This window comes from Aquimarina sp. MAR_2010_214 (genome assembly GCF_002846555.1).
Lineage (GTDB): Bacteria > Bacteroidota > Bacteroidia > Flavobacteriales > Flavobacteriaceae > Aquimarina.
On the sequence record NZ_PJMS01000001.1, the window covers coordinates 5,238,026 to 5,261,582 of the forward strand.

Sequence of the window (23,557 nt, forward strand, 5' to 3'; positions counted from 1 at the left end):
ATAACTTTCCTGAATATCTTATTTATCTTTGAGGTATTCTGTAATTCAAAATTTAAAAAATTGATGAAAAAGCTATTCTTATTCATAGGTATATTGTCTATGTCTTCTTTGAGCGCTCAAGATATTACCGATGCATTACGATATTCGCAACAGAACATCCTTGGTACTGCACGCTATAGAGCTATGAGTGGTGCCTTTGGTGCTTTAGGTGGAGATTTATCTGCGTTACAAATTAACCCTGCAGGGTCAGCCATTTTTTTAAACTCTCATGGATCAGTTACTCTTTCTACAAGCCATATTGAAAATGATGTAAATTATTCTAACCGTTTGACTAATCGTGATTCTAGGAATTTAAATTTTAATCAAGTAGGAGCTGTTTTGATTTTCGATCATTATAATGATGAATCAGTCATTAATAAACTTTCTTTAGGATTAGCTTACGATCAAACTGCAAATAACGCAAACGAACTAGCTGCTATTGGAAGGAGCTCTAATTCTATCGATAGCTTTTTCCTTTCTGAAGCACAAGGTATTCCTCTGGATTTGATTTCAAGAAGACCAGGTGAGTCGGTAGATCAGCTTTATAGTTTTCTTGGAGAATCTGAAGGATATGCCACTCAACAAGCTTTCTTAGGACGGGAATCCTTTGTTATAGAAGCAAGCGACGTTAATAACGCTGATAACACTTCTTATTTTTCGAATATTGCACCGGGTGTTTTTGATCAGGAATATTATTATGAAAGCACTGGTTTAAATGGAAAATTCACTTTAAACGGGGGTGCACAAATTCATCAAGATTTTTATGTAGGGTTTAATTTAAATTCACACTTTATTAATTATGATAGAGTAACAGAATTCTTTGAAGGAAATAACAATACCGGAAGCAATGTTAATGAAGTAACATTCACCAACAAGTTATCTACAACTGGCGGAGGGTTTTCTGCTCAAATTGGGGGAATTGCCAAAGTATCAGAAATGATTAGACTAGGAGCTTCTTTTGAGTCTCCTACCTGGTATTATATCGAAGAAGAGACCACGCAACGTATAGAAACATTGAGTGATACCGATGGAAGAGCTATCGTAGATCCTGATGTTATAAATATTTTTCCTGAATACAAATTACGCACACCTGCAAAAGCAACAGGTAGTATTGCGATATTATTCAAACAACACGGATTAATAAGTCTTGATTATTCTTACAAAGATTACTCTACAACAAAAATAAGCTCTGATGAAAACATTAACTTTTCTAATCTTAATAGAGAAATTAATAACAATTTACAGGGTGCTTCAACGATAAGAGTTGGTACAGAATGGAGAGTTAAAAACTGGAGTATTAGAGGGGGATATCGTTTTGAAGAGAGCCCATATAAAAATGATAAGATTCTTGGAGAAAAAACAGGGTTTTCTGTCGGAACAGGATATTCTTTTGGAAAATTTAAAATTGATGTTGCTTATAATTATAGTGAACAAGAACGTACCGAGCAATTTTATCCTAATTCTGGTTTTACTAATGCCGCTCTTGTAGATAGTCAAATAGAAAATCTCACATTTACTTTTGGCATGAATTTCTAAAACAAAAAATCTGCATTACATATCAAAAAACCAGAATATATATACACTATTCTGGTTTTCTTGTTTATAGAAGTATTTCACCGTATCAATGAAAAATTACCAGTAAAAACCCTCCTGCTCATATTCGGATCTCTGGGTTCATTAAACTCTACTCTAAACCAATAATCTGAAGAAGGCATATTTTTTCCGTTATAAGTCCCATCCCATCCTGGACCACCAGCTCTTAGCTGTTTTAACAATTTACCATACCTATCATATATATAGATTTGCGCTGTAGGTTGATCTTCGATATTAATCAGGCTCCAAGTATCATGAAAACCATCACCATTTGGTGTGAAATATTTAGGGTATCCTAAAATCATGATAACATCGGATAATACTTCTTCGCCAGCAGGGCAATTTGCATATCTAGCCGTGACTAAATAATCCCCTGGGGGAACATTAGAAAATACAGGTGAAGATTGAAAAGATCGATATTCTAAAAACCCATTCCCAATATCTCTATCAAGTCTATATTCAAAATCAGACAGCCTCCCTACAGAAAGCTCTGGAATCACAGTAATAGTAAATTCTTTAGAAAATGCTGATTCTGTTACCTCATAATCTAATTTCGCAGGAGAAGCCACTGGACGTAACATAATCTGGTAAACTTCTCCAGAAACCGGATCAACCCTATTAGTACAATCTAATCCAGTTCCTGATGAATTAACTTTTGTTATAGACAATGTATACACTTGATCGTCTAACAATCTATCTATTACAAAAAGTGCATCTTCATTACCGTCTCCATCTAAATCTTGATTATCCGGAGTCCAATCATACCTATATACCTGCCCATCAATACTACCAATGTCTTCACCTAATATTGTAGAGGTTTGCACTCTCCCATCCCGAAAAACACATATTTCCTTTTCCCCCATCACTGTCTCCGAATTATTTAAAAAAGGTAAGGATTCCACTAATAAATCAAGGCGAGCTGTAAATGCCGACTCACAATCTGTATTCATATCTACAACAGAAGCAAATATAGTTTGAGGATTACTAGTATTTTTAAAAGAACTGATTCCTGAATCCGGTATTGCGTTTTTTGCATCAAAATCTTCTTTGCTTGCATAATATACAACTCTAAGATTTGCAGAAGCCACAAGAGGTACATTTGGGTTATTATTGGTTAAATTAAAGATAGCTGTGTTTTGATCTAAAACAGAAGATGCACATTCAACATGCCTTAATGCATTTGATGTAACCAGAGGCAATTCATTAAATGTAATTACAATTTCATCTGTTTCTGTGTCCCCATCTATATCCTCCACTAATAGTTGATACCTTCCTGAGACCGAAACTGTAAGCAAAGGAGTCGTCTCTCCTGCAATAACATCAAAAACCATTGTCGTTTCATTAAAAACCGACCATTCATAACGTACTGCTTCTTGAGTTGTTCCATCAATTTGAATAGGATCTGTACCGCATATATTCTGATTAGGACCTAGTACAGCTTCAAGAATAGAACAATCCGTAGCTCCTGATCCACTAACCTGCTGAAAACTAATAAAACCTGCTTCTCCTGAATAATTTGTAATTAAAACCAGGTAAAACTCTCCTACTTGGGCATTACTTATAGTCATAAATTCATTAAAGGATGGGCTAAAGCTACAATCTATTATATTTCCAGCATTTAACTCTGAAACACAAGGAGCTATCGGGTCTGCAAAAGGACCATAACAGATATAATCTACATCTAGCGGTACTCCTGTTCCATCTTCATTTTGAGTTTGTACGATATTAAATCGCAAATTTCCTGCATCCTCTATCTGTAAAAAATACCAAGCGGGAAATGGCTGAGTTGTTAAACAACCATAATTTGGCCCAAACTCTGCACTTCCCACACAACTACTATTCAATAAATTACAATTTGGAAACACAACTCCTGTTGTACTGCAAAAAGGGTCTGCCCCATTTCCTCCAACAGGATCAGCGCATACAGAACCCTGCGCAGAGACTATACCCGTACACAAAAAAAGAGTTACAAATAGTATAACATGAAGATTGTTTATTTGTTTTTTATTCTTAGAAGCGTAATAAGTCATAAATTTTAAGAAAAATTAGGGTTACTATACTTCTAAGACTAGTTTTTTGTAAAAAAACCCTTACAAATTAAACTTAAAATAATTAGATTTTTTATCTAATTAATGAAAAATTACCAGCAAAAACTCTACGACGCATATTGGGATCTCTTGGTTCATTAAATTCTACTCGAAACCAATAGTCTGAAGAAGGCATATTTTTTCCGTTATAAGTACCATCCCATCCTGAATCTCCGACTCTTAGTTGTTTTAACAATTTACCGTATCTATCAAATATATAGATCTGTGCTGCCGGCTGACCTTCAATATTAATCAGACTCCAAGTATCATGAAAACCATCACCATTTGGTGTAAAATATTTTGGATATCCTAGAATCATAATAACATCAGATATTTCCTCACTGGCAGGGCAGTTTGCATATCTGGCGGTAACAAAATAATCACCGGGAGGAACATTAGAAAACACAGGTGAAGATTGAAAAGATCTGTATTCTAAAAATCCATTTCCTATATCTCTATCAAGTCTATATTCAAAATCATCAAATCCTGCGGCTTCTACTTCAGGAGTAGCTACAACTTCTGCTGTAATAGTATACCATCCTGCAAAAGATTCTTCTGCAATAGAATATCCTACCGAGACAACAGCATCTGAAACATCCAGTACGACTAAATCATCTGGAGAATCTGGAACTTCGGTTCCTGTTTCATCAAAACCTCTCAATTGATACACTCCTTCTGTAGTAACTTCTAAAAATGGTATTACTCCCGGAGGACCAGGAACATTAACAAAATTAGTAGTTCCTACATCTGCTCTAGCCCATTGATAGGTTACAGCTCTAGGAAACCTTCCTTCTATAGTAACTGGAAATTCACCACATGTAGCAATATCTGGTCCTACACCTGGTTCTAAAATACTACAATCTGTAGTTCCTGCATTATCTTCATTAAGATTGGTCTGCTGAAGTTGAATAACTCCTGCCTCATCTGCAAAATTAGTAATTAGAATAATGTAGTACTCATCAGATTGAGCATTAGGTATCGTTAGTGTTTCTATATAAATATCATCGTCTGGTGTTCTTGCATAACTACAATCTACAATATTAGTATTATCCATGTTATTAATATAATAATCAGGATCATCTACATTATTTACGCATTCTGCAGGACGTATGTTATCTCCATCTCCATTATTATCACATCCTTGAGAAAGAATATCACAATTCACAAATGAAGTGGTAAAAGGTCCCCAGGCAACAAAATCCACATCAAGTTGTCTTTCTCCTCTATCTAAATTACTATTATCATTATTATCAACCCACTGCTGGATATCAAAAATCAATTCTCCGGGTTGATCAATACGAATAAAATACCATGCTGGGTTAGGAGTAGTATTTAAACACCCTATTTCACCTAGGCCATCCATATCGCCGGTTATATTGGGGAAAGTCAATTCTAAAGAAGCATCAGAACAAAAAGGCTGAGCAGCTCTACAAGCTACATCAAAGTCCTGAGCATAAAAAAAAGTACTTTTAAAGACAAGAATGCTAAAAAGTAACAAAATTCGGAGTAATCCTTTTGCCATTTTCATATAACGTTAAAACTTTATTTTTCGTGTATTACAGTTCAATTTGGGACTTAAATATACAGAACTTCTCCAAGAAAACTAATATCTAAATTGTTTAACATAGCTTTTACTAAGTAAAACAACAAAATCGTATCTTTGCAAACCATAATAAAGAAGGTATTCATTAATACCATTCTAATTATGTTACAAAAAAAACAATAAAGTAAGAATTGACAAAGAAATACTCATACATTATGACTCTTTTTGTTTTACTGCTTTTTTGTAAGAATTTTGATAAATTATAAAATTTTGAAGTGTGAAAATTGACAAGGCCCTCGAAGCTATTGAAGCGCTAGGTGATAATCATGTAGCCACTAGCGCTACCACTCCTCTTAGAGAAGATGCCTTTAAACTTAGTGATACCGAAAAAATTGCTTTGATTAAAGAAGATGTAAAACATATTATGGAAACTTTAGGACTAGATCTAACTGATGATAGTCTTAAAGGTACTCCTCAACGTGTAGCAAAAATGTTTGTGAATGAAATTTTTTCGGGTCTTCATCCTCAAAGAAAACCTGATGCTTCTACATTTGACAATCATTACAAATATGGAGAGATGCTGGTAGAAAAAAATATTACTGTATATTCTACTTGCGAACATCACTTGCTCCCAATAGTTGGTCGTGCTCATGTGGCATATATTTCTAATGGCACTGTAGTTGGGTTATCCAAAATGAATCGTATTGTTGACTATTATGCAAAACGTCCACAAGTACAGGAACGCCTGACCATGCAAATTGTTCAAGATTTACAAGTCGTTCTAGGAACAAAGGATGTGGCTTGTGTTATCGATGCAAAGCATTTATGTGTAAATTCGCGAGGAATTAGAGACATAGAAAGCAGTACCGTTACTAGTGAGTTTGGTGGTAAATTTAAAGAGCAATCTGTGAAAAGAGAATTTTTAGATTATATCAAATTAGACACTACCTTTTAATTTTATTTTCAACAAAATCATAAGCATCATTATATATTATGGCAGCAACTTCGTTGTATAAAACTCAGGAATTAAAAATTTATAATTCTATTTCAGGTCAAAAAGAAACATTTAAATCTATTACAGAAGGTAATATCGGAATGTACGTATGCGGCCCTACAGTTTATAGCAATGTACATTTAGGAAACTGTCGTACATTTATTTCTTTTGACCTAGTATTTAGATATTTAAAACATCTGGAATATAAAGTTCGTTATGTTAGAAATATTACGGATGCTGGTCATCTTGAAAATGATGCAGATGAAGGTGAAGACAAAGTAGCTAAAAAAGCACGATTAGAACAGTTAGAACCCATGGAAATCGTACAGCGATATACACTAGATTTTCATCATGTTATGTCTAAATTTAATGCAATACCGCCGAGTATAGAACCTACAGCTACAGGTCATATCGTAGAACAAATTGAAATTATCAAAACCATTATTGATAATGGTTTTGCCTATGAATCCAATGGCTCTGTATATTTTGATGTTCAGAAATTCAATGAAACTAACCATTACGGAAAGTTAAGTGGTCGTAATCTCGAAGATATGATCGCAAATACTCGTGAGTTATCTGCTCAAAGTGATAAAAAAAATCCTCAGGATTTTGCGCTTTGGAAAAAAGCAGAACCTCAACACATTATGCGTTGGCCATCACCATGGAGTGATGGTTTTCCAGGCTGGCATCTGGAATGTACTGTAATGAGCACCAAATATCTAGGTGAACGATTCGACATTCATGGAGGAGGAATGGATTTAAAATTTCCTCATCACGAATGTGAAATTGCACAGGGAGAAGCCGCTTGTGGTCAAACTCCTGTAAATTATTGGATGCATGCTAACATGCTCACTCTTAATGGCAAAAAAATGTCTAAATCAACTGGAAACACTATCTCCCCGGGAGAGTTGTTTTCGGGAAACAATGATTTTTTAAATAAATCATTCGACCCTACTATTGTTCGGTTTTTTATGCTTCAGGCACATTACAGAAGTATCTTGGACTTTTCTAATGATGCATTAGAAGCTTCAGAAAAAGGGTTTTATAGATTAATAGATGCAATACAAGCTATTGATGCACTACCAGTTAGTCCAACTACCGAAGGGTTTAATGCGCAAACCTGGAGACAAGAGTGCTATGATGCGATGAACGATGATTTTAACAGCCCTATCCTAATCGCTAAGTTATTTGATGCCGTTAAGTTTGTTAACACCGTTAAAGAGCAAAAGGCTACAATTTCTGCAGCAGATCTTGAATTATTGCGTAGAACCATACATGGTTTTGCATTTGATGTTCTTGGATTAGTGAATATAAACGAAACTGCATCAGATATAAGTGATAAACTTTCGGGAACTGTAGAATTATTGATTAATCTAAGAGCAGAAGCAAGAGCAAATAAAGATTTTGCTACTAGTGATAAGATTAGGGATGAACTTATAGAAATTGGTATCAAACTTAAGGATGGCCGGGATGGTACAAGTTTTTCATTAAATTAAATTGTTTTGGCTTTTAAGACAACCATAAAACAAATTTTAATATTTCCATTTGTGGTATTGGTTAAGTTATATCAAAACCTGATATCCCCATTAACTCCGGCTACCTGTCGTTATCAACCTACTTGTTCGCATTATACTCTCGAAGCATTGCAAAAACATGGGCTTTTTAAAGGAGGGATGCTTTCAATTAAACGTATTTTTAGCTGTCACCCTTGGGGAGGCAGTGGCTATGATCCGGTTCCTGATGTTGAGAACGAATCAATTAAAGATGAATAAAAAAATACATTCATAATGATTGTATTCATAAAACGTTAGGTCATTTTCTCAATATATAAATGTGTAATACGTTTCTCATATAAATACTTATATTTACTTTTAAAAAATAAAATTCACGCATGATATTTACAAAAATTACCTGGAATCCAGTTGAAGGAATAGATCTCGGCTTTTTTGTTATTCGTTTTTACAGCTTAATGTTTGTAATTGCCTTTACATTAGGCTGGTATCTAATGAAGAAAATCTATATCCGAGAGAATGTCTCTATGGAAAAGCTAGATTCTGTATTTATATATGCTGTTATTGGTACATTATTAGGCGCCCGATTAGGACATGTGTTTTTTTATGACTGGGATTATTATAAGAACAATCTTTTAGAAATTCTTTTACCTTTCAGGTTTAAACCGGCATTTGAATTTATAGGTTTTCAAGGTTTAGCGAGTCATGGGGCTGCAATTGCTTTTATAATTGCAATGTATTATTATTCTAAAAAAATCTTACATAAACATCCGCTTTGGATTCTGGACAGAGTTACTATTCCGGCAGCTTTTGGAGGTATTTTTGTTCGATTAGGTAATTTTTTTAACTCTGAGATTATTGGAAAAGAATCCGGGGATTCTTTTTTTGGAGTAAAGTTTATACGTGATGGTTTAAGTAAAAGAGAAGCTTTGAAAGAGACGGGAATGGATAGCGTTAACAAAGCGTATTCTGCAATCGTAGAAAACCCTAAATTCTCTAATCTACTAGAAGCCATCCCTTATCGTCACCCAGCTCAACTGTATGAAGCTTTTGGGTATATATTTGTATCCATTATATTATGGTTAATTTACTGGAAAACAGATAAACGCAATAATAGTGGATTTCTTTTCGGAATGTATTTAATTCTAATATTTACCGTACGCTTTATTGTAGAATATGTTAAATCAAGTCAAGGAGGTTTTGAAAGTGCCTTAGGTTTACTATCAACAGGTCAATGGCTAAGTATTCCTTTTATTCTTGTTGGTTTGTATTTTGTAATACAGTCAGGAAAAAGAACCGGAATTAATTAAACAGATGAAATAACATAAAAAAAAGCCGATGTAAAATACATCAGCTTTTTTTTATACATTCAATTTTATTTTTAAAAAATCTCGTTAGATTCTTTTAGTTTTTCTGTATTCGCTACCAACTGAAGTTCATCAATAATTTTCTGAATATCTCCATCTATAATATTACCTAAATCATATAGCGTTAAACCAATACGGTGTTCTGTCACTCTACCCTGCGGATAGTTATAGGTTCTAATTTTTGCAGAACGATCCCCAGAAGAAACCATACTTTTACGTTTCTCAGAATCTGCTGCTTGCTTCTTCTCTAATTCCATATCATACAATCGAGAACGCAGTACTTTTAATGCTTTTTCGAGATTTTTATGTGATGATTTTTGATCCTGGCAACTTACAATCATTCCTGTTGGCTCATGATGTAACTTAATTGCAGAATAAGTAGTATTTACAGATTGTCCTCCTGGTCCTGTAGAGGTCGTTCTTTCTATCCTTACTTCTGTCATATCTAACTCTACATCAAACTCTTCAGCTTCAGGTAAAACCATTACGGTTGCAGCACTAGTATGCACTCGACCTTGTGTTTCGGTTTGAGGAACCCGTTGTACACGATGCACACCTGCTTCAAATTTCAAAGTCCCGTACACATCTTCACCATTGACTTCAAAAATAATTTCTTTATAACCACCACTGGTTCCTTCATTAAGATCAACCACACTTGTGCTCCACCCTCTGCCTTCACAGTATTTGGTATACATTCTAAATAAATCTCCTGCAAAAATACTAGCTTCATCCCCTCCTGCACCTGCGCGAATTTCTACCACACAGTTCTTAGCATCTTCCGGATCTTTTGGCACAAGCATAAAACGAATTTTTTCTTCCAAATCAGGTAATTCTTCTTTGGCTTCTTCTAGTTGCATTTTAGCCATTTCTACCATCTCTGCATCACTACCATCAGCAATAATTTCCTCAGCCTCTTTTAGATTATCAGTAAGTTCAATATAAGAATCTCGCACATCCATAAGTGCTTTAAGATCTTTGTATTCTTTATTAAGTTGTACGTATCTTTTTTGATCTGCAATGATATCCGGCTGAATGATTAAATCAGTCACTTCTTCAAACCGTTGCTTTACAATATTTAATTTATCAATCATAGTGTATTCTTCCTAATCTGTAGAATTTACAAAAGTAAGCTTTTTTGTTCAAAACCCATATCAACGTTTAAGAATCTGAAGCTCAATTTCTTTAAAAAAATGTATTTTTGCTATAGTATGAAAGAATACACATCTATATATTACAAGTTCCCTATTTTAAAGTGGTTTTTTGTTTTTACTACTTTACTCAGTTTTGGAGGGTATTCTAATTACACGCAGCCTGTTGATTTTAAAGATACTATTGAATTACTGGTTTCACCAGAAGAGTCTGCTTCGCCTAAAAACAGTATTCTTTTTAGCGATGTTATTGATCAAGGAAAAAGCAGTGATTCTCCATATATCGAACACAAATACTTGGTTCTATTATCGTTAAACCACACTAAGCTTAGCAGGGTCTTCAAAAAAAATCAATCTTTTTTTATTTGTTTGTTTCACAAACATAAAATAATCAACATTCAATACAATTCTTCTTACAATGATAAAGAAGAGTCTTTTCATTTCAATTTTATAGGATAACACCTTATCCGTTTATCAGTTTACAAATAATCTGCTAACAACTTGTTTATTTCTTACAAAAAGAAACAAATAGGTATTATTAATTCCCAGAAATGAAAAAGTTCAAAAAAACGATGAGGCACTTAGCCTTGGTCTTACTTATTATAATGGCTTCTTTACTTCCTGTTCCTGTATTCTTTCAGAAAAAAGATGGAAAATTTGATGATGATCATATCATTGAACTTGTAGATGCAAAAGAAGATGATACAGAGGCCGAAACAAAAATCACCACCAAATTTAAATCATAATGACTTCTGTTTCTATAATGAAACAGGCCTTCAGGATCATGATCCTGAAGGCCTTTCTATTTCCAACACAATAACTTCTGCAAATTTTATTTTAAAAATTCAACTTTAATCCGGTTTATGTATTAGTGTATACCTACCATTAATTTTTTAATAAGTGGTGAGATCATAATTGCTATCACTCCTATCCCTATCGTAATAACACCAAAATTGGCATATACAGACACATAAGAATACAACTGTTGAAAAGCTTCGGTATTATTATTCTCTACCAGCGTATTGGACAACCCCGTAACAGCTTCACTTATGGTGCCGGTGAGGCCTTCTGAAAAAACACTAGCTTCCCCTTCTTTTACAGTGGTAAGCTTTGCTATTTTTCCTGCAAAAAAATGTCCATAGAAATTTGCTGAAAACCAAACCCCCATAATAAAAGTAACATATTTTACCGGTGATAATTCGGTTATTTTAGAAAGCCCTATAGGTGATAAAAATAATTCTCCAACGGTTAGCACAAGGTATCCAAAAATCAAATAAAACATTGGTGTTCTTGCGTATTCATCAACTTCTTGAGCAGACATCCCAAAAATTAAAAAGCCTAATCCCAAAAACAACATTCCTAAACCAAATTTAAAAGCTGAATTAGGGTTTGCCTTTTTCTTACTCAAAAATGTCCATAGTAGTGCAAAAGGAATTGCCAATACTACTATCCAGGTAGAGTTTATACTATTAGTTTGTGCCGCATTAATACCAATAAGATTTACATTTCTGTCTGCAAATAATGTAAGTGAGCTACCGGCTTGTTCAAATACTGCTGCAAACAAAGCATACAGACTTGTAAAATATACTGCAACCAATAATCTCTTTCGTTCTTTGATTGATACTTTTGTTAAGATATAGGTTATATATCCTATCAAAAAGAAAGTTGCAACCCAGACCAGATAATGCTCAAATTCATTAAATCTAACGATTAATGCAAATACCGGAACCGATAACCACGCCAAAATCCATACTCGGTCTCCTTTATTAAGCCCGTATACTTTCTTTTCATAATTCTTGATATCAGGTACCAGCCCCTTATCTCCAAAAACAGCTAATTGTGTTCCTCGTTTAAAAACTATAAGTCCAACCAACATTCCTATTCCTGCTAATAGAAACCCATAATGCCATCCATATAACTCGGCAAGCCAGGCACACATTAATGGAGCTATTGCTCCTCCCAGGTTAATTCCCAGATAAAAAATCGTAAATCCAGAATCTCTTCTTCCATCTCCTTCTTTATACAATGTACCCACCATTGTTGAAATATTGGGTTTAAAAAAACCATTCCCAACAATTATTAAGGCCAATGAACCGTAGAAAAACACAGGAGTCTCAATAGTTAGGAAAAAATGCCCTGCCGCCATCAAAACTCCTCCAAGTATGATCGATTTTCTATATCCAATATATCTATCTGCAATAATACCACCAATCATAGGGGTGACATATACTAATGACATATATGCTGCCATTACTCCAAATGATTTGTCATCAGAATATAAAAGATGTTTGGTCATGTACAACACCAAAAGTGCTTTCATACCATAAAAAGAAAATCGTTCCCATAGCTCTGCAAAAAACAGATACAATAATCCTTTGGGGTGTCCGAATACTTCCTGCCTATTTACTTCAGTTTGATCTGAGTTCATATAATGTGTTTAAAATTATTCTAAACACAAAGCATCAACATTTCATAAATAACTAAAAGGAAAGTTCTAAAAAATAGTAATTTATATCAAATTGTTATTCTCTTACAAGTAGTTACAAATAATTACAATCTATGTTTCATGAAGTTTTATTGAACTCTTCTAATAGGGTTTCATCAATAACAATATTTTCTGGAATAACCCGAAGTCTATATTTTCCCTGCCCCATAAAAGTGAATAAATCTTTTCTTTCTAATTGTGATATGGACTGTAATTGAAGTATTGTATTGATGTTTTCTATAATTCTACTCAAATAAGTTTGACTCTTTATTTCTCCGCCAGAATTTACCAGTAAATACTGTCCGTCTCCTGTTTCATATTTTCGTTTCACGGCAAACCTTAATAAATTTTTGTATTGGGTTGTTTTAGAACCAAAATCTATGGTTTCATCATAAATTTCTTTAGATGGAATTGTTATTTTCACCAATGACCAATCCAAAAACTTAATTGTCATTTCACTAGGCTTAGGTGTCAATGCTAATTGAATAACCCAGCTTGTTGCTAAGACCAGGAAAACTGATATAAATGTTGTTTTAGCAATGATTTTCACCAAATGCCCATACAACTCATTACTCATCACCACAAAAACATCTGGCATTTGTGATACCAACATCAAAAAAAAGGCTACTACCGAAATCACTGCTACTAATTTTAACCCTCGATTCATAAATGTTCTATAGAAAGAAACAATAAGTAACCAAGTGAGTAAACAAGAAAACATCAAATCTGGCACACCACTAATTCGTATTCCATTGACTACAGGAGTATCCTTAAACTTTTGAATTAAAACAAAAGTTACAATAGACACTATGACTGCTATACTAATAAGAATAAGGGTATTCCTTTTATTTTTTGACAAAAACTGAGGTGCAAAATCAAAGTAAAACAATGCCATTATTAAAACCAGAGTATTCAGCACCGAAAAAAAACTATATCCTATATCATAGATAATGGTATCTGTAAATAAGAAGAGGTTTCCCATATAAATCCAACCTCCAGAAAACACCCATACAAAAAGCGCTAAACTTAGATACAACAAGCCTTTATCTATTCTTTTTTGAGAATCGTCTTCTTCTAAAAATTGCCTGAAACGTTTTCTAATGTTATACCATATGGCTAATAACAATATCCCTCCTATCGAGGCGATGCATATATGCGCCAGGCTGTAAAACTTAGTAATATCTGACATATGGTTGTCTCTAATTATCCTCGACCAATTTACATATATCTTTAAAAAGAAGCACATTCAAATTTTGAAATCTTATCGGGTCATAAAAACCGGTACTAGCGCATCACTATTTAGTTTTTCCATTTAAAGAATAAATAGTATAAGTTTTTGATGTATGTGTTTGACTATTTTTACGACTTTTATTAAGTGATTACAAATTTTCAAAAAATAGGATTAGGTGGTGGTTGTCATTGGTGTACCGAAGCAATTTTTCAATCTTTAAAGGGAGTAGTAAAAGTTGAGCAGGGATACATTAGAGGCAATAAAGAAAATGCTTATTTTTCTGAAGCAGTATTAGTACATTTTGATCCAGAACTAATTCTACTTAATGATCTTATCGAAATTCATATATATACTCACAAAAGCACGTCTAACCATAGTTTTAGAGAAAAATACAGAAGTGCTGTATATTATTTTGAAGAAAATGAAAAGGAAATCATATATTCTATCCTTAGTACACTTCAGAAAGAATTTAATAATGTGATCATTACTCAAGCTATAGCGTTTCAGGAATTTAAATCTTCCCGGGTTGAGCTTCTCGATTATTATTCACGTAATCCCCAAAAGCCTTTTTGCAAAAAATATATTCATCCAAAATTGGAGGTATTACGAAAAAAATATACAGAATTAACAACTCTTACTTAATGACTAAATTTATAGCATTTGAAATATTATTTCTAAAATGCCTCTTCGAATACTTCGATCAGACTCGATGTCTGCTTAATTGAAAGCAATTATGTTTAAACAAAATTTTTATAATCTTCCCTTACCGGACTAAAAGTATCCAAGACTCTGCAATCTGTCAACGCAATCCCACTATGAACTACGTTTGGAGGTATCACGGCAACAAATCCATTTTCATAGATATTTGTTTCTTCGCCTATAGTTAGCTCTAATTTGCCTTCCAAAACCTGGGTTGTCTGTTCGTGGATATGAGAGTGTAATGGTAAAACTGCTCCTTTCTTTATTTCCCAAAAGGCAAGGGTTGTATGTTCGGTGTGAATAAATTTACCTTTAAAACCTTCCATTATCTTTTTTCCTTCAATTTTTGAAATGTCTATCATAGGCAAAGCATTTTAGTTTATAATAGCTCAAATAAGCGCCTATTTTGAAGGCGTCTATTTTTTGTTCATAGTTGTTTTTCTATATATTTTTCTTCCTGTTTTTTATCAGTTTTTTTATTAGCAAAACTTGCCCTAGATGATAATAGGTATGTTCAATGATTACATCTATATTTCTGTGGTAATTCCCATACTTTTCATCAACAAAGTTTTTAAATAATTCTTTGTCGGTCATCTTTGCTACAATATAGATAAACTTTTCTGAGTCAGAACAAAACTTATTCACTAAGTTTTTCCAATCCTCATTGGATCTAACGGGTGAGTAATCAAAACTATATTTGTCTTTGATTTCAAGGGAGCCACCTTCAAGTACTTTTGCTACGCCAGCAATATAATAACTAACATGAAATGTCAAATCTGCAATAGAATTTAAAGAATCTACTTTTTGAATTGCTTCTTTCCAGTCTAATCTATAATTTGTTCTTTAAAATTAGTTCCTGTAACCCATTCCCCTTCAACAAGAACCTCTTTTAAGCGATTGGCAAGTGATTCTGCTAATTTCATTTTATAAAGATTTAAACAAATTTTTATTTATCTCTCTAATTAGCTGAATTGCCATAAATAATTTAATAGACATAAGTTCCAAACTCACTTTTGATGGTAAGTTTCTTCTCTTCAGAGGCCTCGACACGACCAACTATTTGAGCATCCACATTAAAACTTTTTGAAATTGATATGATTTCTTCTGCTATTTCCGGAGAAACATATAGCTCCATACGATGTCCCATATTAAACACCTGGTACATTTCTTTCCAATCTGTTCCAGAATTTTCCTGAATTAATTTGAATAGCGGAGGAACATCAAATAAGTTATCTTTTACAATATGCAGATTGTCTATAAAATGCAGAATCTTGGTTTGAGCACCACCACTGCAATGTACCATTCCGTGAATGGTTTCTTTATCAAATTTTGCTAATATCTTTTTAATAATAGGAGCATATGTTCTGGTAGGTGACAACACTAATTTACCGGCATCAATCGGTGCATTTTCAACAGCATCTGTTAAATTTGTTTTACCAGAGTACACCAAGTCTGAAGGTACAGAGGGATCGAAGCTTTCTGGATATTTTTCTGCAAGAGTTTTACTAAACACGTCATGGCGGGCAGATGTTAAACCATTACTCCCCATACCACCATTATATTCTTTTTCGTAACTGGCCTGCCCAAAAGAAGCCAACCCTACAATTACATCACCTGCCTTTATATTTGCATTATCAATTACATCTTTACGCTTCATTCGGGCAGTTACTGTAGAATCCACAATAATCGTTCGTACCAGATCTCCAACATCGGCAGTTTCTCCGCCTGTAGAATGGATTTCAACTCCAAAACCCTTAAGTTCTTTAAGTAATTCTTCGGTTCCGTTAATGATTGCAGATATCACTTCGCCCGGGATCAGGTTTTTATTTCTTCCAATAGTAGAAGACAACATTATATTATCGGTTGCCCCCACACATAATAAATCATCAATATTCATGATTAGTGCATCTTGAGCAATTCCTTTCCATACGGATACGTCCCCGGTTTCTTTCCAATACATATATGCCAGAGAAGATTTGGTTCCTGCTCCATCGGCATGCATAATCAAACAATAATCTTGATCACCGGTTAAATGATCTGGTACAATTTTGCAAAATGCCTTTGGAAAAAGTCCTTTATCAATGTTTTTAATCGCACTATGTACATCTTCTTTGGACGCAGAAACTCCACGTTGCGCATAGCGTTTACTTACTTCTTGACTCATTATATTAGAAATTAAAGCGCAAAGATAATTTAATTAATTACGAATTGCGAATTACGATGCACGAATTATAATGTCTAAATTACGAAACCGAACATCATACAAGCATCTTAATTTATAATCAAAAAATCGTAAATAAGTTATTCCCAATCTGGCATTGCCGCTTTTTGTATTACAGTAGTTCTTCCATCTAAATCAGCAATGGGGACAGTCAGGATATTTTCTTCAGAAATACCATCATTCGAGGTGTTTACAAAAATTATACTGGCTTCGTTTGGTGAAAAACGGGCATCCAGATCATTAGTCCCAGCTGTTTTATCTGTAGACAGATCTGTACTTACCGTAGTACCAAAATCATAGATGAACACACGAGAATCTAATTGACGATAATTGGGGTTTTCTGCTCCAGACATATCTCTGCTGTATAACAATTTAGTGCCGTCTACAGACAAATTGATACTACCGGCAGCACCATTTTGGCCTGTGAGCACCGTATTTTGAACCACTCCTGCTCCATCAATGGTAAAAATTTGCACTCCGTATCCATCTAAATTATTCGTTTTTATAGCAGTTATCCCTGTACTTTCATTTTTATCTACTTCGGTAATCAAATCACCCGTAGTTTGATATATTAAACTCAAACCGCTTCCATCTATATTAATGGAATATAATTTATTCTGATTAGGAAATAACAATTTCGCACCGTTAGCATCCCATGAAAAATCTATTTCTTCAAGGTTAAATCCAGAAACTCCAACGGTAGAGGTAATTTGTTTTATTTGTGAACCATCCTGGTTCATTATAAACAAATGAGTTTGAGAGCCAACTGATTGTAAAAAAGCAATTTTTTGAGTAGTAGCATTTCTTCTAGGTCTAAAACTATTTTTTGATTCAGAAGTAAGCACTATTTCTGTTCCTCCACTCTCATCTGCTGAATAAATAACACTGTTACCGCCAACTAGTTTTGTATACACAATCCTATTGTTTGGTGGCCCTGTAGTTGTAAAAGCAAAGGTTGTACTATTAACCGGATCATTAATATCATCATTAGAACTTACTTGCCAGAAATATTTTGTACTAAAAGAAAGTCCAGATACGGTATATGTTGTGTCTGTAATATTTTCAAAAACTTCTACATTAGAATTTTCTTCATTCCTTAAACTTACTTTGTAGGTAAGTTTATCTTGATCAGGATCTTTGGCACTCCATACCAATTTAACTTCTAATGGCTGGTCGACAGCATTATCTATAGGTGTTACTAAAGTTGCAGCTTCGGGTGGGCGATTAGTAGCTGTTGCTATATCCATTTCGAGAACTACTTCAAGCTCTTTATCTGTTAATATTGTAATCGCTTCGAAAACTGCTAGTAGTCCATCTCGTTGACCAGAAAGAGAATAATCTCCTGAGGGCACATTCTTTAAATGATAGACTCCTTCTTTATCTGTAAAAACAGTACTTGACCCAGGGTTTGTTGATATTTTTACATTTTCTAAAGGCTCGTTAGTTCCTTTTTTAACTACTTTTCCTTTAACAGATCCTAAACCTTCAGAATCAATAGTATCTTCACTACAAGAAGCTGTAGCCAAAATTACAAAAACACTTATTATTCTTATGATAATTTTTTTCACAACCTATTTGTTTTTATCTTCTAGGATTATACCTTCTTTTCTAATTTCTCTATTTCTTTTTCTTAACTCACGTAATTCTACATTTCTCTCTTGTTTTTGTAATCTTGATTTTCTATTCGCCTTTACAGGGCTTCCAAAATACCAATTTAATCCAAAAGAAAAATTAAAATATTGATCGTCTCGTTTTCCTTGAACTACACCATCTAATTCATCACTAAGAACCAAGTTATGAGTAGCTCCAACAGAAATACCTATTTTATCAGAAATTAAATATTCTACTCCACCTCCGTATTGAAATTTAAATAATGTAGTATCAAAATCATCATTATTCACAACTCCCACTCCTCCGAATAAGAAAGGAGACAATTTATCAAAAGGCAAAAGACTTAATTCTGTATTAAGATCAAAAGCATTAAACCCTTTAGAGAATGCGTTTTGATTAGTAAGTTCAAATTTATTAATACTTGCATTAACATTAAGATATGGATTAAAATACCATCTAGCTCCAATCTTTGCAGAATAGGTAAGCTCTGGGTTATTATAATCTCCACTCACTAAAGCGGTTCCTCCTTTTAAAAACGCAGAGATCTTAGCTCTTCTTTCTTTAAAATATCGATCATACAAGGCCGTATTTTGTGCTTCATATTTTTCTGCTTTGTATTTTTCTATTAGCGTATTTACAGCGTCTGATTCTGCATTAACGGCCCATAATTTATCTTCAATTCCTTCTACAATTAAAGATTCTACTGCTTTCTCTATTGCTTCTGACACTGCCATTTGAGCAGGTTCATTCTTAGTAAAACCAGTTTCGGCTTCAAGCAATCTTTTAAATTTTATATACCTAAAGAAATTTGCATCTAATGCTTGCGACAGAATAGTTTTAGACACATATACTGTTTTTAAGATTTTACCACTAGAAGTAGAAACAGCTCTTAGGTAAATTGTAATTCTATCTTGTCGATATTGAGTAGAAGCTCCTACACCAAAATATCTTGCCCCTAATCCACCTGTAATGATATTAGAATCATAAGATACAATACCTCCTTCGAGGATAATCCCTGCATATAATAATGGTGGTAATTGTGGTTCGTTAGTGTTTTTGGTTTTTCTATATTCTTTTCTTGTAGAACGTATAATATTACGTTCATTAAGTAAGTTGCTTAGATTTTCTCTTTCGATAGGCACAAACCACTTAGAATCTTCGAGTGCTTTGATCAAAATTGTTGTTGCTCCTTGAGTAACAGCTGTACTAAAAGTGCTTCCATTCTCTGTGGGCTTATACTGCCCTGTCTGATCTCTAAATTTATATACCCCAACAACAACAGGCTCTACTGGTGGTGGGAAATCTCGTAATGTTTTTGTTACCTCTGTATCCTCACCTATTCTGGCATTTTCGATAGTTATAGGTTGATTAAAATACGTCCCACATCCATGTAATAAAAATGCGCAAGAAATTACTACGATTACTTTATAAAATTTATGATACATTAAAAATTAGTTAGGAATTATTACTTGGGATTGGTCTCCAGTGCTTGTATCCAAAATATTGATTACTAACCCTTCTCCAGAAGGGAAAATTTCTATAAATAATGATCCAAAACTATATGTTCCTTCAGTAAGACCACCTTCTCCAAATTGTTCAGTAAATAGTGTTCTTGATATTTGGCTTAATAACTGATTATTCAGGTTCTCTGTGAATCTTTCTACATCAGACCTTTGATCTCTTGAATCAGTAGGGTCTGTGAATTTATTCTGAGCTTCAGCAGAACTAAGGAGCCATTGATAATTAAATGTATCTCCTCCAAAAGCAGGATTTACAGGCTTATACACTAAATCTTGCCCAAAAGAAAAGTTATACATCGAAAAAACAAGAAAAAGCGTTATTAAAGTTGATTTCATCTTAACTGTTTTAATACTGAAAAATATCGTTCTTCTGTTTTTTTAAATCCTTAAAATATTTATATACTTTTCGAATTGCAATTTTCGACATTTGTTCTAAATATTCCAAATCTGGTTTTCCTATAAATTCGTGAATGACATTATCCTCTATTTTTACTTGAATAATAGTACTACGACCAAAGCTTAATTTTTCATACACTCCTACAACCTTATTACCATTTATTTGATTTAATGTATATGAAGCATAGAAAAATTCATAGAAATCTCTTCCGGGCTTGGTTTTAGTTTCTTCTATTACTATTCCTTTTAACTCTATTCCATCATCAGATGAGATATCTTCTTCCGCTTTTTTAGGCTCCTGATTATTTTTTTCATTAAATGCTAATCTATCTTTGCCTATAATCTTATCTTCTTCATAGATTAATAAGAGCAATACTATTTTATCACTCTCATCGACACTAATCGACCCTCGTGAGAGCTCTTTATTTTCATTCGCTTCTAGAGTAAATCTTCCTTCTTGATTAGTTTTAGATATATTATTATCTACATCTGTTCTAAAAACAGAAATAGTGTATTGCAAACTTTTGTGTACTTCTGTAGTATTAGTAGCGGTAGCAACCACAGAAATCACATCATCAATAGTCACTGTTTTTATTTTGGCAACTACATCAGTATTTGTGAATTGTGCAATTGAAACCTGAAAAAATAAAGTTGCAAGTATGACAAGTTTAAGCTTCATACTCTTATATGTCTGTTATTAAAAACTTCTAACAATTATAGTTCTGGCATCGCCAGACATTTTAAATTTTAAATTCTTTGACAGTTCATTACTTCCAAATCTTTCAAAAATCAGATTGTTACCTTCTTGCAAAAGCTCTAAATTAGTTGATATATCAGGATTAAAAGAAAAATCAGTTACAGAATTATTATTTCCTGTTTGTATAATCGATTTTTCTATTTCTCTGGAAAATTCATTTATCTCAACTAAATTTTGATCTCCTCTCTGTATTATTTTAATATCTGAAGATTCTGCAATAATAGTAGAAAGTACAGCATTACTTGTTCCTATTTGCTGAATAAAAACTGCATTTACTCCATTAGAAAGAGATGACGATTCTGATCCTACAGATAACGCATTATTAACTTGAGACAGCGTAATAAACTTATCTTGATCAGTAATCGAAAGCTGACTTTCTTCCTTTAAATTTTGGGCATACCCATTAGAAAAAGTAAAGAAAATAAAAAACACCAATGCCTGTATAAGAATGGTTTTGTTCATCTTTTTCAGAATTTAAAAAAATCAAGATAAGAGTTATACTTAAATGAAGTATAACTCTTATAATGATATTCAAGTTTAGTCAAATCTAATTAATTCGAACCATTTTGAGTTACGGTAGCCGCATTGTTCACTCCAGTTTGAAGAATCACACTAGTGTTCATATCCCCTAACTGAGTTACAAAAGTATCGTTACCTGCTCCAACCTGAATATCTTCTGCAATATTCATGTCTCCTAATTGTAAGATATCACTTGTGTTATTTGCTCCATTTTGAGTTGATGTAACCTTATTTTCATTACCAAATTGAATTTGGCTAATAAGGTTATTTTCTCCAGCTAAATTGAAATCCGAACTTCCTTCTTGAGAAGCTTCGGCAACGTTACCACTTCCTAGTTGAAGCTGTCTTGTAGTATTTTCTCCCCCAAAGTTTATAAGATTCTGGGTAGCAGATGCGTTATTTCTATCTCCAAACTGAGTTTGCACTACAACGTTATTATCTTCTTCGTGTCTAGCAAATGCTTCATTACCATTACCATTTTGGAATTGACTTACAAGACCTCCTCTAGAAGTAAAGAACAATCCTCCTTGTATTGAAGTTGCATTATTACCAACTCCTGATTGACTTTGAACAGCTATATTATTTGATCCTGATTGTGTTGTTGAAGCAACATTTTCATCACCAGATTGTGATTGATCAGAAATATTAGTACTTCCATTTTGAGTTGCAGTAGCAGTATTACCATTACCTTCTTGTACTTGTATAGCTAAGTTATTACCTCCGAAAGAACCTAAATTTTGCTTTGCACTTGCATCATTAGAATCTCCTGTCTGACTTTGAAGAATTGTATTATCATCTTCTTCATGATTAGCAAATGCATTATTTTCATTACCGGCTTGTACTTGTTCTACTCTTCCTCCTGTAGAATCAAAAAGACTACTACCTTGTATAGAATTTGCAGTGTTACCTCCACCTTCTTGGTCTTGACTCACAGCATTATTATTCCCCCATTGACCTGCGGTAGCGATATTAGCTTCTCCTATTTGTGATTGCGAAGAAAGATTATTATTTCCTACTTGCGTGATAGATGCTACATTAAAGCCTCCTTCTTGATTAAGCTCACTAAAATTATCTATCCCTTCTTGACTAGAAGATGCAGAATTACCATTTCCGAATTGAACCTGAATAGCGGTATTGGTTATTCCTTCTTGAGATACTGTAGCCTCGTTTCTATCTCCTTCCTGAAGTTGATTAGCTACATTACCTCCTCCTTCAAATGCTAAGTTTTGAGTAGCTCGAGCAGAATTACCATTACCTACCTGTACTTGATACACTTCATTATCAGCTTCCTCATGATGAGCAAATGCCGAGTTCTTATCTCCTGTTTGAGATTGTTTTACAACTCCATTACTTGAACTAAATGCAGTTGTACCTTGTATGGCTTCTGCATTATTAGCTCTTCCTTCCTGATTTGTTAAAGAAGAATTAGTTGCCCCTACCTGAGAAATATTAGCAATATTATCGTCTCCGGTTTGTGTGATATTACTGTCATTTGATTGTGCGACCATTGCCGTAGCGCTTAATAAAGCTGCTAGGCTAAAAATTATTTTTTTCATAAGTAATATAAATTAAAGTGATTAAATCGAGTTATTTTCTTTAAAATTTTACAGCGCATGAACAACAGGATCAGAAAATCTAATCTCTATCTTAATTCATTAAAAAAACATATTTTGGGATCTGATGGGGTATAATCAAAATTATGACGAACATTTTGATATTATCAAATTTAGGAAAATATTAAAGCTCTTATTATCAATTTTCCAACTATTCGATGAAATACATGTAAAAAAACCATAGAAAAATAAACTTCTATGGTTTTTAAAGGGATTGTAAATT

22 protein-coding genes are annotated in these 23,557 nt (G+C 33.5%); 8 read left to right on the forward strand and 14 right to left on the reverse strand.

Annotated elements, in window-relative coordinates:
• The first annotated feature begins 63 nt into the window (after positions 1 to 63).
• The gene (locus ATE84_RS22480; protein ID WP_101450076.1) at positions 64 to 1,575 is read left to right on the forward strand and encodes an OmpP1/FadL family transporter; all 1,512 of its coding nucleotides are present in this window, start codon (positions 64 to 66) and stop codon (positions 1,573 to 1,575) included.
• Positions 1,576 to 1,652: 77 nt separating this feature from the next.
• Here ATE84_RS22480 and ATE84_RS22485 read toward each other — a convergent pair whose 3' ends face one another.
• Positions 1,653 to 3,662 (reverse strand): T9SS type B sorting domain-containing protein, encoded by a 2,010-nt coding sequence (locus tag ATE84_RS22485; RefSeq protein ID WP_101450077.1) that lies wholly within the window; start codon positions 3,660 to 3,662, stop codon positions 1,653 to 1,655.
• A 91-nt stretch (positions 3,663 to 3,753) separates the two neighbouring features.
• Entirely contained in the window at positions 3,754 to 5,241 is a 1,488-nt protein-coding gene (locus ATE84_RS22490) for a T9SS type B sorting domain-containing protein (RefSeq protein ID WP_233195876.1), read from the reverse strand.
• A 298-nt stretch (positions 5,242 to 5,539) separates the two neighbouring features.
• Between ATE84_RS22490 and folE the strand changes: the two genes are divergently transcribed.
• From folE to lgt, 4 genes are all read left to right on the forward strand, one after another.
• Positions 5,540 to 6,217 (forward strand): GTP cyclohydrolase I FolE, encoded by a 678-nt coding sequence (folE, locus tag ATE84_RS22495; RefSeq protein ID WP_024770787.1) that lies wholly within the window; start codon positions 5,540 to 5,542, stop codon positions 6,215 to 6,217.
• Positions 6,218 to 6,255: 38 nt separating this feature from the next.
• A complete protein-coding gene (gene cysS / locus ATE84_RS22500; RefSeq protein WP_101450079.1) occupies positions 6,256 to 7,752 on the forward strand; it encodes a cysteine--tRNA ligase in 1,497 nt (498 codons plus the stop codon).
• 24 nt (positions 7,753 to 7,776) lie between these two features.
• Positions 7,777 to 8,028, forward strand: coding sequence for a membrane protein insertion efficiency factor YidD (gene yidD, locus ATE84_RS22505; protein ID WP_101451197.1), 252 nt, complete (start codon positions 7,777 to 7,779; stop codon positions 8,026 to 8,028).
• A gap of 119 nt (positions 8,029 to 8,147) precedes the next feature.
• Positions 8,148 to 9,077, forward strand: coding sequence for a prolipoprotein diacylglyceryl transferase (gene lgt, locus ATE84_RS22510; protein ID WP_101450080.1), 930 nt, complete (start codon positions 8,148 to 8,150; stop codon positions 9,075 to 9,077).
• Between the two features lie 71 nt (positions 9,078 to 9,148).
• On the opposite strand, the gene prfA is transcribed toward lgt, so the two are convergent.
• Positions 9,149 to 10,225, reverse strand: coding sequence for a peptide chain release factor 1 (prfA, locus tag ATE84_RS22515; protein WP_101450081.1), 1,077 nt, complete (start codon positions 10,223 to 10,225; stop codon positions 9,149 to 9,151).
• A 117-nt stretch (positions 10,226 to 10,342) separates the two neighbouring features.
• Between prfA and ATE84_RS22520 the strand changes: the two genes are divergently transcribed.
• Positions 10,343 to 10,741 carry a hypothetical protein gene (locus ATE84_RS22520; protein ID WP_101450082.1) on the forward strand — a complete coding sequence of 133 codons (399 nt, stop codon included), beginning with the start codon at positions 10,343 to 10,345 and terminating at the stop codon, positions 10,739 to 10,741.
• Between the two features lie 92 nt (positions 10,742 to 10,833).
• Positions 10,834 to 11,028: a hypothetical protein gene (locus ATE84_RS25920; protein ID WP_143273687.1), complete on the forward strand. Its 195-nt coding sequence runs from the start codon at positions 10,834 to 10,836 to the stop codon at positions 11,026 to 11,028.
• Positions 11,029 to 11,150: 122 nt separating this feature from the next.
• Here the strand turns inward: ATE84_RS25920 and ATE84_RS22525 are convergent, their stop codons facing one another.
• Together ATE84_RS22525 and ATE84_RS22530 are read right to left on the reverse strand one after the other, a co-directional pair.
• On the reverse strand, positions 11,151 to 12,710 hold the full coding sequence (locus tag ATE84_RS22525) for a peptide MFS transporter (RefSeq protein ID WP_101450083.1): 1,560 nt from the start codon (positions 12,708 to 12,710) through the stop codon (positions 11,151 to 11,153).
• A gap of 136 nt (positions 12,711 to 12,846) precedes the next feature.
• Complete coding sequence (locus ATE84_RS22530) at positions 12,847 to 13,956, reverse strand: hypothetical protein (RefSeq protein ID WP_101450084.1); 1,110 nt, start codon at positions 13,954 to 13,956, stop codon at positions 12,847 to 12,849.
• Between the two features lie 186 nt (positions 13,957 to 14,142).
• Between ATE84_RS22530 and ATE84_RS22535 the strand changes: the two genes are divergently transcribed.
• The gene (locus tag ATE84_RS22535) at positions 14,143 to 14,640 is read left to right on the forward strand and encodes a peptide-methionine (S)-S-oxide reductase (RefSeq protein WP_101450085.1); all 498 of its coding nucleotides are present in this window, start codon (positions 14,143 to 14,145) and stop codon (positions 14,638 to 14,640) included.
• 95 nt (positions 14,641 to 14,735) lie between these two features.
• Here ATE84_RS22535 and ATE84_RS22540 read toward each other — a convergent pair whose 3' ends face one another.
• From ATE84_RS22540 to ATE84_RS22580, 9 genes are all read right to left on the reverse strand, one after another.
• Entirely contained in the window at positions 14,736 to 15,059 is a 324-nt protein-coding gene (locus ATE84_RS22540) for a cupin domain-containing protein (protein WP_101450086.1), read from the reverse strand.
• A 79-nt stretch (positions 15,060 to 15,138) separates the two neighbouring features.
• Positions 15,139 to 15,471: a hypothetical protein gene (locus tag ATE84_RS22545; protein WP_233195878.1), complete on the reverse strand. Its 333-nt coding sequence runs from the start codon at positions 15,469 to 15,471 to the stop codon at positions 15,139 to 15,141.
• A gap of 211 nt (positions 15,472 to 15,682) precedes the next feature.
• Positions 15,683 to 16,861, reverse strand: a complete 1,179-nt coding sequence (locus ATE84_RS22550) for an AIR synthase related protein (RefSeq protein WP_101450087.1) — start codon at positions 16,859 to 16,861, stop codon at positions 15,683 to 15,685.
• A gap of 137 nt (positions 16,862 to 16,998) precedes the next feature.
• Positions 16,999 to 18,486, reverse strand: coding sequence for a carboxypeptidase-like regulatory domain-containing protein (locus tag ATE84_RS22555; protein ID WP_233195879.1), 1,488 nt, complete (start codon positions 18,484 to 18,486; stop codon positions 16,999 to 17,001).
• Between the two features lie 3 nt (positions 18,487 to 18,489).
• Positions 18,490 to 19,974, reverse strand: coding sequence for a CsgG/HfaB family protein (locus ATE84_RS22560; RefSeq protein WP_101450088.1), 1,485 nt, complete (start codon positions 19,972 to 19,974; stop codon positions 18,490 to 18,492).
• Between the two features lie 6 nt (positions 19,975 to 19,980).
• Entirely contained in the window at positions 19,981 to 20,385 is a 405-nt protein-coding gene (locus ATE84_RS22565) for a curli production assembly/transport component CsgF (protein WP_101450089.1), read from the reverse strand.
• Positions 20,386 to 20,395: 10 nt separating this feature from the next.
• On the reverse strand, positions 20,396 to 21,124 hold the full coding sequence (locus ATE84_RS22570) for a CsgE family curli-type amyloid fiber assembly protein (RefSeq protein WP_101450090.1): 729 nt from the start codon (positions 21,122 to 21,124) through the stop codon (positions 20,396 to 20,398).
• Between the two features lie 18 nt (positions 21,125 to 21,142).
• Positions 21,143 to 21,664, reverse strand: coding sequence for a hypothetical protein (locus ATE84_RS22575; RefSeq protein WP_101450091.1), 522 nt, complete (start codon positions 21,662 to 21,664; stop codon positions 21,143 to 21,145).
• An 89-nt stretch (positions 21,665 to 21,753) separates the two neighbouring features.
• Positions 21,754 to 23,277, reverse strand: a complete 1,524-nt coding sequence (locus ATE84_RS22580) for a hypothetical protein (protein WP_101451201.1) — start codon at positions 23,275 to 23,277, stop codon at positions 21,754 to 21,756.
• Positions 23,278 to 23,557 lie beyond the last annotated feature (280 nt).

What these genes read in the sequence shown, in the direction of transcription:
- ATE84_RS22565 (WP_101450089.1), bottom strand. Translation starts at nt 20,385, where the DNA reads ATGAAATCAACTTTAATAACGCTTTTTCTTGTTTTTTCGATGTATAAC.
- lgt (WP_101450080.1), top strand. Translation starts at nt 8,148, where the DNA reads ATGATATTTACAAAAATTACCTGGAATCCAGTTGAAGGAATAGATCTC.
- ATE84_RS22575 (WP_101450091.1), bottom strand. Translation starts at nt 21,664, where the DNA reads ATGAACAAAACCATTCTTATACAGGCATTGGTGTTTTTTATTTTCTTT.
- ATE84_RS22525 (WP_101450083.1), bottom strand. Translation starts at nt 12,710, where the DNA reads ATGAACTCAGATCAAACTGAAGTAAATAGGCAGGAAGTATTCGGACAC.
- ATE84_RS22570 (WP_101450090.1), bottom strand. Translation starts at nt 21,124, where the DNA reads ATGAAGCTTAAACTTGTCATACTTGCAACTTTATTTTTTCAGGTTTCA.
- ATE84_RS22485 (WP_101450077.1), bottom strand. Translation starts at nt 3,662, where the DNA reads ATGACTTATTACGCTTCTAAGAATAAAAAACAAATAAACAATCTTCAT.
- ATE84_RS22530 (WP_101450084.1), bottom strand. Translation starts at nt 13,956, where the DNA reads ATGTCAGATATTACTAAGTTTTACAGCCTGGCGCATATATGCATCGCC.
- ATE84_RS22560 (WP_101450088.1), bottom strand. Translation starts at nt 19,974, where the DNA reads ATGTATCATAAATTTTATAAAGTAATCGTAGTAATTTCTTGCGCATTT.
- ATE84_RS22480 (WP_101450076.1), top strand. Translation starts at nt 64, where the DNA reads ATGAAAAAGCTATTCTTATTCATAGGTATATTGTCTATGTCTTCTTTG.
- ATE84_RS22520 (WP_101450082.1), top strand. Translation starts at nt 10,343, where the DNA reads ATGAAAGAATACACATCTATATATTACAAGTTCCCTATTTTAAAGTGG.
- ATE84_RS22490 (WP_233195876.1), bottom strand. Translation starts at nt 5,241, where the DNA reads ATGGCAAAAGGATTACTCCGAATTTTGTTACTTTTTAGCATTCTTGTC.
- ATE84_RS22580 (WP_101451201.1), bottom strand. Translation starts at nt 23,277, where the DNA reads ATGAAAAAAATAATTTTTAGCCTAGCAGCTTTATTAAGCGCTACGGCA.
- ATE84_RS22540 (WP_101450086.1), bottom strand. Translation starts at nt 15,059, where the DNA reads ATGATAGACATTTCAAAAATTGAAGGAAAAAAGATAATGGAAGGTTTT.
- ATE84_RS25920 (WP_143273687.1), top strand. Translation starts at nt 10,834, where the DNA reads ATGAAAAAGTTCAAAAAAACGATGAGGCACTTAGCCTTGGTCTTACTT.
- ATE84_RS22550 (WP_101450087.1), bottom strand. Translation starts at nt 16,861, where the DNA reads ATGAGTCAAGAAGTAAGTAAACGCTATGCGCAACGTGGAGTTTCTGCG.
- prfA (WP_101450081.1), bottom strand. Translation starts at nt 10,225, where the DNA reads ATGATTGATAAATTAAATATTGTAAAGCAACGGTTTGAAGAAGTGACT.
- cysS (WP_101450079.1), top strand. Translation starts at nt 6,256, where the DNA reads ATGGCAGCAACTTCGTTGTATAAAACTCAGGAATTAAAAATTTATAAT.